We start from the raw sequence: 16,809 nt of genomic DNA, 5'->3' as shown, positions 1-16,809 counted from the left end.
GACACAGATTTTGTGGCCTGCCAGCGATGCGGTGCGATCAGTCAGTGACGATCCGCGAGTGCTTCTGGGTATCTTTCATGGTGATGTACACCAGCAGCGACACGGCAATGCACGCGGTGACGTACCAGTAGTAACCGGTTTCCATGCCGATGCTTTTGAACCACAGCGCGATGTATTCGGCAGTGCCGCCGAAGATCGACACGGTCAGTGCGTACGGCAGGCCGACGCCCAGGGCGCGGATTTCGGTCGGGAACAATTCGGCTTTGACCACCGCGTTGATCGAGGTGTAGCCGCTGACGATGATCAACGCCGCCATGATCAGGAAGAACGCGCCCCACCAGGTCTGGATGGTGTGCAGGGTCATCAGGATCGGCACGGTGAAAATCGTACCGAGCACGCCGAACGCGATCAGGATCGGGCGACGACCGATCTTGTCCGACAGGCCGCCGATGATCGGTTGCAGGCACATGAACAGGAACAGCGTGGCGGCGGAAATGGTGGTCGAGTCGGAGATGCTCATGCCGACCGTGTTCACCAGGTATTTCTGCATGTAGGTGGTGTAGGTGTAGAACGCCAGGGTGCCGCCCATGGTCAGGCCGACCACGGTCAACAGCTCTTTCGGGTGGCGCATCAAGGTGCGCATTGCGCTTTCCTTGGATTTCTCTTTTTTGGTGAACGACTCGGTTTCTTCCATGCCGCGACGCAGGTACAGCGCCACGACCGCACACAGCGCACCGATGGCGAACGGGATACGCCAGCCCCACGCGTAGAGCTGTTCAGTGGTCAGCATGTTTTGCAGCACGATCAAGACGCCGAGGGCGATGAGCTGCCCGGAGATCAGGGTCACGTACTGGAAGCTGGAGAAGAAGCCGCGACGTTCCTTGGTCGCCATCTCGGACAGATAAGTCGCCGAGGTGCCGTACTCGCCGCCGACCGACAGGCCTTGCAGCAGGCGGGCGAACACCAGCAGGATCGGCGCGCCGATGCCGATGGTTTCATAATTCGGGCTCAGGGCGATCAGCAGCGAGCCGAAGCACATCAGGTACACCGAGGCCATCAGCGCTTTCTTGCGCCCGACCTTGTCGGCGTACATGCCCATCAGCCAGCCACCGATCGGACGCATCAGGAAGCCCACGGCGAAGATCGCTGCGGTGTTCATCAGTTGCGCAGTGGTGGAACCGGCGGGGAAAAAGGTTTTCGCGAAGTACAGGGAGAAGGCGGCATACACATACCAGTCGTACCACTCGACCATGTTGCCGACAGAGCCGCTGAAGATCGATTTGATCCGGCTGGCGGTGGTTCTCGGTTTGGCCGGCACGGCAGCCGACCCAAGGGGCAGGGCGTTGGAGTTATCCATTGAAGGATCCTTCGTTTAATTGTTTTTGTGGAGCGCGTCGGAACGCAGCCTGCCAGGGCTATAGCAGGAGGTGTGCCAAGGGGTGAGGGGCCGGTTTAGAGGGGGTAGCGGGGAGGAGTGAGCGGATTTGTGCCGACTGATTGGGCTGAGTGAGCGGATTTCCGCTTACCGCGTGAAGATCAAAAGCCCCTCACCCTAGCCCTCTCCCAGAGGGAGAGGGGACTGACCGAGGTGTTCTCGTGGGTTACATCGACCTGCAATATCGAGTCGAATACAGATTCGGGAAAGCATGGAGATCGGCTCCCTCCCCCCTCGCCCCCTTGGGGGAGAGGGCTGGGGTGAGGGGGATGGATTTCAGCTACACCACAAATCTCTGCCTCACTCCGCCAGAAACATCTCCCGACTCAACCCATGCCGCTGCATCTTTTCATTGAACGTGCGGCGCGGCAGTTGCAGTTCTTCGAGCACGGCTTTGACATCACCTTTGTGCCGGGTCAACGCCGCGCGCAGGCATTGCGCTTCGAACGCTTCCTGCTGCGCCGCCAGCGATTGCCCCGGATCGATTCCGGCGACCGGTTCATCCAGCCCCAATACCTGGCGCTCGGCAACGTTGGCCAATTCGCGGACGTTGCCCGGCCAGTCATGGCTGAGCAGGTGACTGAGCTGCGCACCGGTCAACGGCGGAAAGGTCCGGCCCAGACGCTGGGCGGCGTTGTGCGCAAAGGTCTCGAACAGCAACGGAATGTCTTCGCGGCGATCGCGCAGCGGCGGCAAGCGCAGTTCGGCGACGTTCAGGCGATACGCCAGGTCCTCGCGAAAACGCCCGGCGCGGGCTTCGTCGAGCAGGTCCGGTTTGGTCGCCGCGACGATACGCAAATCAACGCGAATGCTCTGGTTCGACCCCAGCCGCTCAAGCTTTTGCTCCTGCAAGACCCGCAGCAATTTCACCTGCTGGGCCAGCGGCATGCTTTCGATCTCATCGAGAAACAGCGTGCCGCCATCGGCATATTCCAGCTTGCCGATGCGTTTGCCCGAGGCGCCGGTAAACGCGCCGCTCTCATGGCCGAACAGTTCGGCCTCGAACAGTTGCTCCGGGATCGCCGCGCAGTTCAGCGCCACGAAAGGTTTGCCGGCGCGCGGGCCGAAATCATGCAGGCAACGTGCGACCAGTTCCTTGCCGCTGCCGGTTTCGCCACGAATCAGCACGTTGACCGGCAACGTCGCCAGATCCAGCACTTGCCGACGCAATGTCTGCAAGCCACGGGACACGCCGAGCAATGTTGCATCGAGCTTCGCGCGATTGTCGGCCAGTTCGTGCAGGGCGCGGTTTTCCAGGACCAGGCGGCGTTTGTCCAGCGCCCGGCGCAGGCTGCCGAGCAGGGTCTCCGGGCTGAACGGTTTTTCCAGAAAGTCGTAGGCGCCGTCGCGCATGGCTTCGACCGCCATCGGCACGTCGCCATGGCCGGTGAGCAGAATCACCGGCAGATCGCTGTCGCGCTTTTGCACTTCGGCGAGCAGTTGCAAACCGTCCATGCCGGGCATGCGCACGTCGCTGAGGATCACCCCGGCAAAATGTTCCGGGAGCGCGGCAAGGCATTCTTCGGCACGGCTGAACAATTGCACCTGAAACCCCGACAGGCTCAGCCACTGTTCAACGGCGTCGCGAATGCTGCTTTCGTCGTCGACCACCATCACCGAATTGAGCATCAGATATGTGCCTCCAGATCGATTGGCAGGGTCAGGCTGAACACCGCGCCGTGGTCGCCATTCTCGACGCTCAGGCGTCCGCCGGATTCATGCACGATGGCGAAGGATACTGCCAGCCCCAGGCCCAGACCGTCACCCACCGGTTTGGTGGTAAAGAACGGATCGAACACCTGGCCGAGATGTTCCTCGGCAATGCCGCCGCCGTTGTCGCTGACGCTGAGCCGCCACAATTGCTCATCGGCCTCCAGACGGATTTCCAGACGCTTGCAGGCTTTGCCCTGCATCGCATCCAGCGCGTTGCGCAGCAAATTGATCAACACCTGTTCCAGACGAATCGCATCACCGCGCACCCACGCCGGACGGGTCAGATGCAGGACCAGGCTGACCTGTTCGTCACGCAGTCGCGCATCGAGCAGTTGCAACGATTGATCGACCACCGTCGCCAGATCCAGACGTTCGCGCAAGCCGCTCGGGCTTTTGCGGGCGAAAGTCTTGAGGTGGCCGGTGAGGGCAGCCATGCGCGTGAGCATGTCGTCCACCGGTTTCAGCGCCTTGTAGGCGTCATCGACGCGGCCGTGTTCGAGCAGCAGGCGCAGGGTTGCCAGTTGCATGCGCTGGGCGGTCAGCGGTTGATTGATTTCGTGAGCCAGCGCCGCAGACATCTGCCCCAGCGCGGCGAGTTTGGCCGACTGCACCAGACCTTCCTGCGCGGTACGCAAGTCGCGGGTGCGCTCCTCGACCAAGCGCTCGAGTTCTTCACGATTGCGCTGACGGACCTTGGCCAGCCGCCAGCGCTGATTGAGGAACAACAACAGGAACACCAGCGCCAGCCACACGCCAGCGGCGGCCAGCGCGGCGTTGCGCAAATCCTCGAAGGCCACTTGCGGACGACGCAGCAGATGCAGGGTCCAGCCCTCGGTCGTCAGCGGCAGCGATTCCCACAGATAATCCGCCGTGCCCTGCGGACCTTCGACCCGGCGCAGATCGCTGTTGTCATCGAAGCGCCGCAGCCGCAAATGGGTCAGCGGCAGCAGCGATTGCTTGTCGTACTGGCGGGTGGTTTTGATCTCGGCCAGATCATCAGCGCTCAACGGCCGCAAGGCGCGATAACGCCAGCCCGGCTGATTGGCGATAAAGATGATCCCGCGTGCATCGCTGACCAGCAGCGTGTCGCTGCCCTGGCTCCATTCGCGCTCCAGTTCGGGAAACTCCAGCTTGACCACCATCGCGCCGAGAAACTCGTCGTTGTCGCCAAGTACGGCGCTGGAAAGGAAATACCCGGGAATGCCGCTGGTCACGCCTACCGCGTAAAAACGCCCGGTGCCTTGGGTGCGGGTCTGGCTGAAATAGGGGCGGAAGCCGTAATTGTGGCCAACGTAACTGCTGGGCAAGCGCCAGTTGCTGGCGGCCACGGCCAGGCCGGTGCGATCGAGCAGTTCAAGGGTCGAGGATTGCGCGGCGCCATTGATCTTTTCCAGCTTCACATTCAATGCCGCTTGCTGCGCAGCATCGACCGGGCCGGCCAGGGCCGAACGCAATTGCGGATCCAGCGCCAGTACGGCGGGCAGGGCGCGATAGCGGTCGATCAGGGTGTGCAAGGAGTTGGCGTACAACCCCAGTTGCTGATTGGCGCGGGCGGCGTCTTCTTCCAGCGCCTGACGTTCCGCGTGGCGCATCGCGAGCGTCGCGGCAATGACCGTGCCGGCGATGATCAGCAGGGAATACAACGACAGACGCAGGGTACGGGAAGTCGGCAGCATGCTGGATGAAAGGTCGGCAGGACGGGCGGGCACGATAGCATGGGCCGAGGTGGCCGGGCGCGCTGTTCGCGCCGGCCGTGTCTGCTAGACAGCTGTCTCCTGTACCTGACGTCGATGCACAAGATTCAACCTCGGCTTCGGCACCGGTCTTGCCTGAGGTTCGGCAGCGAGCGAGCGCTCCAGTTGCTGCAGGCGTTCTGTCACGCCTTGCGCCTCGCTTGGCGCTTCGATAGTCGCCTGAGCGGTTTGCATGACCTTGTCGATGGCTTCGAACGGGTCTACACCATTCCTGGACAGCTTCATGACCTGACGCTGTTTTTCTGCATCCAGTGCGTCCAGTTGGGCGTAGAACATCTTCTGGATGTGCTCGGAGTAGCTGTTGAGGTTATCCGTGAAAGTCTTGATGCTGTCGATAAGCGCAGCACCTCCATCGAGAAGAGCCCTCGCGCCGTCTACGGCTTTTGCAGCGCCGTCGCCCAGCGTTTTCAGCCCGTCCTTGAGCTCTTGGGTGTGCAGTGTCTGCGCTGCTTTCAAACCCTTCTTGAAAAAGTGGTAACGCAATACCGGAAACACTATTGCCCCCGCGATTGCCCCTGCGCCGGAACCGATGGCGTTGCCGATTCCGGGTACCACGGTGCCGATGACACTGCCGATGGCGATGCCTTTGCCGATACCGTAAAAGACCGATTTGATGCCGGCCCGGGAGGTGATGAATTTGCCGAACGTCATGCTTTTGCGCACCTCCTCGATGTTCTGGCCTTCAGGAATCAGGCCATCGAACTCGGTGGTCAGGTTGTGCAATTGCTCCGCCGCAGTTTGCGCTTGATCAAAGATACCGACCGCTTTTCTGACCAGGTCAAACACCACTTTGAAGGCACCGGTCTGGTCGACGTGGACGATCGGGTTGTTACCGACAAAACCATACAGATTCAAACCGTCCACATCCCCCGCCGGATCCGCACTGACCCAGCGCTGCAACCACGGCGCGTAATAACGGGCGCCGTAGTAGTACAAACCGCTGACATCCATTTCCTTACCGGAATAACGGATAAAGCGGTATTCGATTTCCGATTCCGGGGCCATCCATGCGGTTTCGCCGAACGGGTAATAGCCTTCTGCGCTGGTGACCACAGCGTCTTCATTGAGCTCCATCACGCAAGAGCCGAGGTGGTCTTCGAGGGTGTAGCGCATCTGGTCGTCTATCGGCGCTGAACGTTGCGCCCAATGCAGGCAGCGCGCGTTACCGAGGCTGATGATGTGCAGCTCTTCGCCGTTGTCTTTGCTGCGGATTTCCAGCCCCGGCAGGTAACGCACCTGGTGGAAGTGGCGGACCTTGTCGGTGAACCATTCATGACATTTGAGGACCCGCTGGCCCGCGCTGTATTGGTAATACTCGGCATCGTTATCGCTGTCCTGACGGATAACCAGATCCACGCGCTCCAGCTCATTACGGCTGTTCCAGTGCAATGACGGACCGTGGTGCAGCTTGCGTTGATTGCCGTGCGGGTCGAACCAGATGTCGAAGTCCGGCGGCTCGTCACCTGTTTGCCAACGCACCCCGCGATTGCTTTTGTCGTCGATGCGCATGGTGCGGGTACGACTGTTGCCGTCGCGCTGATGACGCAACTCGGTCAGATTGCCGCCATCGTCGTAGCTATACGTCTGGGTGTAATTGAGGCGGTTTCGCTCGTCGGGCGGTCGCGGCAGGCCGGGAATGTCCGGGGGCAGGGCGTCGTCATGACCGGTCGCACGGATCAGGCGATACAGGGAGTCGTAGTCGAATTCACGGTGGCCGTCGACCCGTTGATTGGCGAACCAGACGGGCTCGAAGGCATGGTCTTCGATGCGGATGATATTGCCGACGCGATCGTAGAAATATTGCAGATCCTGCAATCTGGGGTGAGCGGTTTTCTGACTGGTGCGCGTATGCAGGCGTCCATCGGCCGGGTCATACGTCCACTGACTCAGGACACCGTTACCGGCCAGTTGCGAGATGATCTGATTGTTGGCGTTGTACTGCGCATCCAGCAAGACCTGCGTGACTTTCGTCTCGACTTGCAGCTCCATTTGCCTGAGTTGCCCGGCAAGCCCATAGCGCGATGCTCTGCGATGGCCGCCGGCATCGGTTTGCTCCAGCACCGTGCCCAGCGGGCTGAACACCTGATGGCTGGTGAAAGCCTGTGTGTCCTGGAAAGTTCGGGTTTCCTGCATCGGCTGGCCGGCGAGGGAATAGCTGGATATCGCCAGAACACCAGACGCATCGGTTTGCTTGATCAACCGTCCGCGCAGGTTGTGGTTGGTGGTGTCGGCGCCACCGGCGTAGAGGAAGGTTTCGACCTCTTCCTCTTCCTCCTCATCCTTTCTGGTGACCTGGAGTCTGACGACACGCAGCTGGTCGTCAAAGGTCGATCGCCAGACATGGCCGCGCTCGTCCCAACGTTGCCGAGGCTCACCGGCCAGTCCCGGCAGGACCAAACGCCAGCCGGCATCGACGCTGTCGATTTTCAACACGGTGCCGTTGAGCGAGTAGTGAGTAGTGAGGTTGGGTGCAGATAAGCGCGGATCCCGTTTTTCTAGCAGGCGCCCGGCAGGGTTGTGAGTCTGGCAGGTGATCAGGGGCTTGATTTCTCCATGCGTCGTTGCACACAGATAGGCAATATGCCTGACAACCAAAGCCCGAGGATCCTTGACCTGCACGCTTGGCGTATGGATATGCGTTGATCTATTCAAGGGCCAGGTGCTCATGATTTATCCAGGCGCAAAACCACGGCAAAACTGCCTGAAGGTAGGCGAACTTGTTTACGCCGTCTTTTGACCGCTGTATTGGCGATACCTGCCAATCAACTCAATACCGCGCCTTGCTTCAGCCATGCGCACGGAAATTTCTTTCTTGATCCGATCCCGGCTGATTGAGCTGGAGTTCTGGGTTCCGACGCTACCTTTTGCAAGGTCCAGCGCAAAACCGAATGAGCCCACCAGGCCTTGGTCATAAAATTCGTTGACTCCGATTTCACTGAAAGCCGCATTGATGTCGCTTTGGTCCTGTTCAAGCATGTCGATAATCAAACCCAACGCTGTCTCGAGGTCATCAATTTCGATATCCCTTAAACCGGCCAGCGCTGTGGCTGTGTCCTTCCCCGCGTAAGCAATGGCCATCATGTCACTCGCAGCGGGTACCTGCGCAAACTTGCTGAGCGTTTTCTCGGCTACTGTTCCGATCAGCTTATTTGCTCCCTCGGAAGTCCGAGGATCATAAGATCTGGCTATTTTTTTTGCGTATCTCAGAGGGGTTAAAATGCTTGTTGTGGCATTGCTGTGAATGCTCTCGGGGTTCAGTTTTTTGGCATCGGGCAGGACGGGAGTGGAAACAGTTGTAATTTCGCCGAGTTTGTCGATTGCCGCGCCGGAGATTTTTGAGGCGACGATCCCTCCGATAAATGTCCCGACTCCGGGCAATATCAGCGTCCCAAGTGCTTCGCCGCCTTTCCCTGCTGTCGTGGTGGCAACTCCCTTGCCAATGTTGAAGCCGGTGTTTATGGCCATGCGTTTGGAAATGTCCGTAGCGCTGAACAGTCCGTTCAATTGCCGATTGTACGTTTGCAGCTCATTGCCCAGGTTATCCAGGACTTTTGCGTAGGTCGCGATGTCCTGCCTGACGTCAGACGGCAAGTCTTTTTTGTTACCGTCGTTATCGATGAACAGAATCGGGTTGTTACCGACAAAACCATACAGATTCAAACCGTCCACATCCCCCGCCGGATCAGCACTGACCCAACGCTGCAACCACGGCGCGTAATAGCGGGCGCCGTAGTAGTACAAACCGCTGACATCCATTTCCTTGCCGGAATAACGGATGAAGCGGTATTCGATTTCCGATTCCGGGGCCATCCATGCGGTTTCGCCAAACGGGTAATAGCCTTCTGCGCTGGTGACTACGGCGTCTTCATTGAGCTCCATCACGCAAGAGCCGAGGTGGTCTTCGAGGGTGTAACGCATCTGGTCGTCCATCGGTGCTGAACGTTGCGCCCAATGCAGGCAGCGCGCGTTACCGAGGCTGATGATGTGCAGCTCTTCGCCGTTGTCCTTGCTGCGGATTTCCAGCCCCGGCAGGTAACGCACCTGGTGGAAGTGGCGGACCTTGTCGGTGAACCATTCATGACATTTGAGGACCCGCTGGCCCGCGCTGTACTGGTAATACTCGGCATCGTTATCGCTGTCCTGACGGATAACCAGATCCACGCGCTCCAGTTCGTCACGGCTGTTCCAGTGCAATGACGGACCGTGGTGCAGCTTGCGTTGATTGCCGTGCGGGTCGAACCAGATGTCGAAGTCCGGCGGCTCGTCACCTGTTTGCCAACGCACCCCGCGATTGCTTTTGTCGTCGATGCGCATCGTGCGGGTACGACTGTTGCCGTCGCGCTGATGACGCAACTCGGTCAGATTGCCGCCATCGTCGTAGCTATACGTCTGGGTGTAATTGAGGCGGTTTCGCTCGTCGGGCGGTCGCGGCAGGCCGGGAATGTCCGGGGGCAGGGCGTCGTCATGACCGGTCGCGCGGATCAGGCGATACAGGGAGTCGTAGCTGAACTCACGGTGGCCGTCGACCCGTTGATTGGCGAACCAGACGGGCTCGAAGGCGTGGTCTTCGATGCGGATGATATTGCCGACGCGATCGTAGAAATATTGCAGATCCTGCAATGCGGGTTGACCGGGCTTATGACTGATCCGCGTGCGCAAGCGTCCGTCGGCTGGATCGTAGGTCCATTCGCTGAGCACACCGTTGCCGTCCTGTTGCTCGATGAGCTGGCCATTGGCGTTGTAGTGCGCATCCTCCAGGACTTGCGTGATGTTCGCCTTCACTTGCAAGTGCATTTGCCTGAGTTGCCCGGCAAGCCCAAAGCGCGAGGTTCTGCGATGGCCGCCGGCGTCGGTCTGTTCAAGCACGGCGCCAAGCGGACTGAACACCTGATGGCTGGTGAACGCTTGGTGATCATCAAATGTGCGCTTTTCCACCAGTGCCTGTCCGGTGAGGGCATAGCTGGTGATATCCAGCGAGCCTGACGGATCTGTCTGCTGGATCAACCGGCCGCGCAGGTTGGAGTCTGCTCCGGCGGAGCCGGGGGCGTAAGTGAAGGTATCGAGCTGATTTTCGCCGTTTCCCGACACTTCGAGCTGCACCACGCGCAATTGCTCGTCAAAGGTCGATTGCCAGACATGACCGCGCGCGTCCCAACGGTGTCCGGGCTCCCCGGCCCTGCCCGGCAGCAGCAGGCGCCAGCCGCTATCCCGGCTGCTGGTAAACACGGCGATATCGTTCAGCGAAAACACGGTAGTTGTGTTCGCGATCGGCAGGCGCGGATCCTGTTGCGCGACCAGGCGCCCGGCGACATCGTGGTGCTGGCGGGTCACGAGTGCGCTAGGCGTGTCGCCCGCCACGGTACGCAAATAAGCGACCTGACGGACTGGCAGGCCACGTCCGTCGCTGACGGTCAGCGAAGGCGTGCGCCAATGTGTGGAGGCGCTCATGCGCCTGACCCACGCGTAGACACCACCTCTTCAGCGGTGTCGTTGAAGTCTTCGCTGGTGTGATACCAGGGATGATACGTCTCGCGGGAAAAGTCGCCCTTGGCGTTGATCAGCTTGATCGGACGTGCCGTTGCGTCATAGAACAGCTGATCGAAGAGCCCGAGTTGGCGCAGCGATTGATCATTGACGTAGCGGTGCGTGTTAGCGAAAAACGGCCGGTATTGGCGCTGTGCGAGACCTTTGTTGTTGTATTCGACGCGTTCGCTGATACGCCAGCGTGTCTGCGTCGGTTGCTCACCTTCTTCGATCAGCAATTGACCATCCTCACCCACCACATAAGCCAGCCCGGGGTCGACCTTCTGCTGGGTTTGCAGTACCCGACCAAAGCCATCGATGCAGGTTTTGACGATCTGGATCTGTGCCTTGACGGTGTCGTAGGGATAGCGGTCGGCACTGAGCACCACGGTGTGTACCGGCTCTCGGTACGCCAGTTCAATGGCCTCGAGCAATTGCTGGTCTTCAGGCGTCAGATTGAGGCTTTGCGCGAGCCGGCGACGTGCGCTGGCGCGGATCTGCCCGCCGGGCAACAGATCGCCCTGCTTGATTGACAGGGTTTGAAGTGTGGAGGCGGGTATCAGGCCCATCCAGCTGAACAGGTTTTTGTGCAGGGTGCTGGCTGCGTTTTTTACAGTGTCCTCCGGATACTGGATGGCCTGTTCCGGACTGGGGGCCGGCAAGGTCCAGTCATCGGTCAGCTTGTCGAATCCGGCAGGTTGGCCATTCTCGGTACCGTGAAAGCTGATGACCAGCGGCTGACCGGAAGGCTCATGGATGACTTCTTCAGTGTTGTCGTTGGCGTCGGTGATTCGCTTGGGTTTCAGGGCGTGGTAATCGAATTCCGCGACCTGCACGGCACAACCGTCGGGCAACTCCATGCGCATGACCGTCAGCCAATGTTGATCGTATTCGGCTTTGGTCACGCCATGGCTTGGCGTTTCGTTGAAATCGAGCACTTTATAGAACGCTTGCAAGTCGCCGTACCGAGCCAGATTGAACCGCGATGACCAGAGGTTTGGTTCTTCGCTGGGCGGTGCTTCGAACAGCAGCGGCATGGGTGAGTAACCAATTGCCTCGAGGGCTTCGCGAATGTTCAGATCCGGCACAATGCTGTAAGCGTCCAGCGCGTTCTTGTCCAGCAAGGCAAGCTCCAGAGAATGCGACAGGGCTTCGAATCCGGCGACGCCGTCCTCCAGTTCAATACCCTCTACGTCCACATAACGCTGTATGGATTGGGAAGTCAGTACCCGATCGATGGCCCATTCTTGCGAATCCTGCAGCGTTCTCAAGGATTCAAAAGACACCTGTGCCGGGTTCAGCTCGCCGGGTAGCGTACCTTTGGCCAATTTCAGCGCATCGCCCCGTTTCTGATAGGGCAAGCCCAGTCGCCATTGCTGTGGCTCTGGCAGATTGATCAGACGCGCACGGGTTTCGCTGATGTAAAAGTATTGCTGCGCCTCGTCGTGAGCGTCGGACCACCATTGATTCAGGTGGTCCTCGGTGAAGGGTGGCCGGCTCTGGGCGGTCAACCTGCGCGCATAGCTCACCGTCAGTGCATGGGTCGCGGCGCCATAAGCGTCCCAGCGCAGGGTGACATCGTGGCGGCACAGCGGGTCATTGATGAAGCCGTCGTACTGATAACTGATTGCTTCAACCTGAAGGGGCAGCAGAACGGCTGCGGCATATGGCCCCTGGGGCCGCACCTCGCGCACCAGATAACGCTTTTCCTCTACCGAATACAGCTTGGCAGCGCCAGGTACCTGCGAATCTTCCTGGTAGGCAAGGGTCTCCGTTCGGGCGACCGAGCCGACCAGTGCCTGCGCAATCCGGTAGCGACTGTCGGCATCTTCCGGGGTGACAGGCTCATCGATTTCACCTTTGGGGTGATAACGACTGAACAGGGTTTCGCCCAACGGGCAGGCGTCCACGTCCGCGTTGAAATAATCCTCGCGGGAACGATTCATTTCCTGCCCGTTGTGAAACCAGGTGCATGTTTGCACCGGCTCGTTGAAGCCAGGCTCTGAAGGATCGGCTCCAATCTCGCAGTCAAGTTGCTGCAAATAGCCGAACCCGCGAAACTCCCGTTCCCTGCCGTCGTAGAACCCTTCGCGCCAGGTGAATGACTGGGTCAACCGGTTGTCGGTGATCTCGTCGTGTTGCTCCTGTTTCTTCACCACGGGCAGCGGAAACGGCAGATGACATACCGGTGCACGCGCAAGTGCCAGCAGCCGCTCCTTTTCATCCAGCCATTCCTGAGCCGAACTGCGATAAGTCACGCTGCTGGAGTAACCCATGTTGTTGTTGCTGTTGACCAGCAGATAGGGCTTGGCTGCAACAAAATCGTAGCGCCAATGCCGAGGCTGGATATGCGGCACCGTCAGAATCAGGCTGGCGCAACCGAGGCCTTGCAGGTCGGCGAAACTGACCTGGCACAAGCGGTCATAACGCACCTCTTCAGGCCACGGCACTCTGACGGGAATCTGCTCCAGGCCGTTGCCGCCCCGGTTCAGGTAAATGTCGAATCCTTCGGATCGCAGATAGATCAGCGCGGGCGCGCCGGAGCCATCGAGGTCGGCCAGGCGCACTCGTGCGGCGTCGAATTCGTCGTAGGTGAAGGGCAGGGCACTGATCTTGCGACCTTGACCGAATTTGCCATGACCAAGATTCGGCCAACAGCGGACTTCGTCATGGCGGATGCGACACAGCTCGGGCATGTCGCTGCCGAGCAGATTGCCCAGAAGCACCAGTTCGGTTCGCGAGTTGCTGAATACCGGCAGACGGTCGTCTTCGTATGCATGGGGGATTTCCTGTGCGGCGGCGAAGCCTTTTTCGCGCAGGCTGGCATAGAGCCTCACACGATCGTGGCTGATGCTGGCCGCTGACATCAGGCCGTCCCCGCTGAAATCCCCCATGGTCAAAGTCAGATCCTGGTGTTCCCGGGGAAACGTGTCGAACGCGCTGAACAATTCGAATTGTCGCTGCGCATTCAGCGCATGGAACCCGCAGTAACCCAACCGGGCGATGATCAGGTCCAGGCGCCCATCGCCGGTCAGATCCAGCAGTTGCGCCACGGCGCGGTTACGATCTGCCACCGGGATCTTGTCCAGCAGAGCCCATGGGCCGTAACCGATCAGTTCGGTACCAGGCGCCGCGCGCAGCGGCTCGCGGTAGTACCAGGCGTTGTCATAGCGGCAGAGAAAACCCGGCACGCCCTCGCCATACAGATCGACACATTGGTAGAACCCGCCGTCTTCGATGCCCGGTTGAGTCTCGTTTTCCAACAGGCGTGCAGGTGTCTTGTTGATCTCGAAGGGCGAGTATTCGAACTCTAGCGGCGGTGAATGCTCGACATTGCCTTGCGCATCGAAGGCCTGATAGTGCGCCGCGCTGATCTGGCTGTAGGCCCACGGAGCAGAGTTCTGGATAGGTCGATATTCCAGCAGCAGGCGACGTACAAGCTTCGCCTCTGTCGCCAGCCCTTCGGGGAAGTGATGAAACATCAACACTTGCTGGCACAGCCTGCGGGTGCTCAGTTCAAAACCCTGGCCATAGGTGGAAAACGGATCCGGTCGCAGCCGCCAGCGGTTCACTTCTTCGTAGCTCGGGGTCTCCGTCAGCGAACTGCTGCGTTCGCCGTAATCGAACACCAGTTGAAAATGCCAAGGCAAATCCGTCGGCCGGTCGGTGTCCCAGCTATAGAGACGGTCGCTCGCCGTGGCATTGCCATAACACACCCGGCGCAGATAGCGCTGGGCGCGGTAGTCGTGAATCGGATCGTGCTCGTCAGGCTGATCGTCGGGCTTGTACTCGTAGCAGATGTGTTCGCCATGGGCGTTCATGCTTTCACACAGCAGCCAGCTACTGATGCGCGATTCGTCGTCGGGGTCGGCACGGCGTGAGGCGCTGGTTTTGCCGTAGACATGCAACGTGCCGTCGGCACCGTGGACCAGCCAGAAGGGGGTTCCACCGTCAGCCGGATGCCAGCATTCGCGCAGGGAAAAATCGCTTTCGATCCGCGCCCGGTAAGACACGACGTTGTGTTCGGGAATGGGGCGGTCTCTGTAGCTGTGTTCCGTGCGTGACTTCAAGTCTCCGGCATCATCGAGCTCCGGCATCCACACCTCGCCGTCATGCCCGATGATTTCATCGTGCTCGGTATACCGTGGAACACCTTTGTTGGTGCGGCGACTGATCTGGCTCAGGCCCAGGTGGCAACCAAGGCCAAACGGACCGTTACCGCTCTGGCTGTTGATTGACAGGGGTATTTGCGGGCCGTAGCCACGACCGCTCGATAGCGGAATCGGCAATTCGCATCCAGCCGAGGCGGTCGGCCCGACGGCGCTCCAGCTCTTGCCGATGGTGGCGATCGATGAGCTCTTGGCGATGGAGGGAGCTGTGATGCTGAGGTCTTGATCGGCCATGGTCGAATCCGTTCGCGCTACATAGGGCGTATGGACAGACGCTAACAGGAGTGGGCCAGAGATGGACCTGTCAGATCTGACAGGTGCGCAAGATCATTTTCTGTGCATGGGAAATTCTGTTATCGCGATTGGTTTGAACAAGCAAAAACGGCCGGGGCATCTTTGCGGATGCGCCGGCCGTTTTCATACGCCTGAGGCTTACTGCACTTCTACCGCCAGGCTCTCGCTGATCTTCTGTTGCCAGATCGCCGGGCCAGTGATGTGTACCGACTCACCTTTGCTGTCCACCGCTACGGTGACCGGCATGTCCTTGACCTCGAACTCGTAGATCGCTTCCATGCCCAGCTCGGCAAATGCCAGCACCTTGGACTTCTTGATCGCTTGCGCAACCAGGTACGCAGCGCCGCCGACTGCCATCAGGTACACGGCTTTGTTGTCCTTGATCGCGTCGATCGCAGTCGGGCCGCGCTCGGACTTGCCGATCATGCCCAGCAGGCCGGTCTGCTCGAGGATCTGGCGGGTGAACTTGTCCATCCGCGTTGCGGTGGTAGGACCCGCCGGGCCAACCACTTCGTCACCGACCGGATCAACCGGGCCGACGTAATAGATGAAGCGACCCTTGAGGTCGACCGGCAGGGTTTCACCCTTGTTGAGCATCTCGACCATGCGCTTGTGCGCGGCGTCGCGACCGGTGAGCATCTTGCCGTTGAGCAGCACGGTTTCGCCCGGCTTCCAGCTCTGCACGTCTTCCGGGGTCAGGGTGTCGAGGTTGACACGACGCGCCGACGGGCCGGCTTCCCAGACGATTTCCGGGTAGGCGTCCAGCGGTGGCGCTTCCAGCGAGGCCGGGCCGGAACCGTCGAGCACGAAGTGTGCGTGACGGGTGGCGGCGCAGTTGGGGATCATGCACACCGGCAAGGATGCGGCGTGGGTCGGGTAGTCCATGATCTTCACGTCGAGCACGGTGGTCAGGCCACCGAGGCCCTGGGCACCGATACCCAACTGGTTGACCTTCTCGAACAGCTCCAGACGCATTTCTTCGATGCGATTCTGCGGGCCACGGGCCTTGAGCTCGTGAATGTCGATGGATTCCATCAACACTTCCTTGGCCATCACCGCGGCTTTCTCGGCGGTGCCGCCGATGCCGATACCCAGCATGCCCGGCGGACACCAGCCGGCGCCCATGGTCGGCACGGTTTTCAATACCCAGTCGACGATCGAGTCGGACGGGTTGAGCATGGCCATTTTCGACTTGTTCTCGGAACCGCCGCCCTTGGCCGCCACGTCCACTTCCACGGTGTTACCCGGGACGATGGAGTAGTGGATCACCGCCGGGGTGTTGTCCTTGGTGTTCTTGCGAGCGCCTGCCGGGTCGGCAAGGATCGAGGCACGCAGGACGTTTTCCGGCAGGTTGTAGGCGCGACGCACGCCTTCGTTGATCATGTCGTCCAGGCCCATGGTGGCGCCATCCCAGCGCACGTCCATGCCGACACGGACGAACACGGTGACGATACCGGTGTCCTGGCAGATCGGGCGATGGCCAGTGGCGCACATGCGCGAGTTGATCAGGATCTGCGCCATCGAATCACGGGCCGCTGGCGACTCTTCGCGCAGGTAGGCTTCGTGCATCGCCTGGATGAAATCCACGGGGTGGTAATAGGAAATGAACTGCAGGGCGTCGGCAACGCTCTGAATCAGGTCATCTTGCTTGATCACGGTCATGAGTCGCGCTCCTCTGAAACACGGGAACATTCTATGGGGCAGCTTGAGGCTTTCGGCTCACAGCTGATCCTCTGGCACGCCGGGGCTGCTGGCGCGACGCTAAAAAGGCGCGGCAGTATACCGCGCCTCGGTGGGGCGTACACGCGCCGGCAGTCATTCGTTGGTCGCATGGGTGGGCGAATATCGGACAGCGGGTTTGCACTTCAGGATCGCCCCCCTCACCCCAGCCCTCTCCCCCAGATGGGGCGAGGGGGAAAGG

General features: G+C 60.0%; 7 protein-coding genes. All 7 read right to left on the bottom strand.

What is annotated here, in order from left to right; translation table 11 throughout:
* Window positions 1-37: 37 nt before the first annotated feature.
* Entirely contained in the window at window positions 38-1,357 is a 1,320-nt protein-coding gene (locus tag AB4N85_RS15695) for an MFS transporter (protein WP_024014128.1), read from the bottom strand.
* Between the two features lie 378 nt (window positions 1,358-1,735).
* Window positions 1,736-3,064, bottom strand: a complete 1,329-nt coding sequence (locus AB4N85_RS15690; protein ID WP_252868184.1) for a sigma-54-dependent transcriptional regulator — start codon at window positions 3,062-3,064, stop codon at window positions 1,736-1,738.
* Entirely contained in the window at window positions 3,064-4,824 is a 1,761-nt protein-coding gene (locus AB4N85_RS15685; protein ID WP_252868183.1) for an ATP-binding protein, read from the bottom strand. The genes AB4N85_RS15690 and AB4N85_RS15685 overlap by 1 nt, the downstream gene beginning before the upstream one ends.
* An 84-nt stretch (window positions 4,825-4,908) precedes the next feature.
* Window positions 4,909-7,569, bottom strand: coding sequence for an RHS repeat domain-containing protein (locus AB4N85_RS15680; RefSeq protein WP_460064957.1), 2,661 nt, complete (start codon window positions 7,567-7,569; stop codon window positions 4,909-4,911).
* A gap of 54 nt (window positions 7,570-7,623) precedes the next feature.
* Entirely contained in the window at window positions 7,624-10,350 is a 2,727-nt protein-coding gene (locus AB4N85_RS15675; protein ID WP_460064954.1) for an RHS repeat domain-containing protein, read from the bottom strand.
* Window positions 10,347-14,828: a SpvB/TcaC N-terminal domain-containing protein gene (locus AB4N85_RS15670; RefSeq protein WP_460064952.1), complete on the bottom strand. Its 4,482-nt coding sequence runs from the start codon at window positions 14,826-14,828 to the stop codon at window positions 10,347-10,349. The genes AB4N85_RS15675 and AB4N85_RS15670 overlap by 4 nt, the downstream gene beginning before the upstream one ends.
* Before the next feature lie 198 nt (window positions 14,829-15,026).
* Window positions 15,027-16,550, bottom strand: coding sequence for a fumarate hydratase (locus AB4N85_RS15665; RefSeq protein WP_016773454.1), 1,524 nt, complete (start codon window positions 16,548-16,550; stop codon window positions 15,027-15,029).
* Window positions 16,551-16,809 lie beyond the last annotated feature (259 nt).

This window comes from Pseudomonas sp. H1_G08, from assembly GCF_054681355.1.
This window is presented reverse-complemented; position numbering and strand designations above follow the sequence as displayed.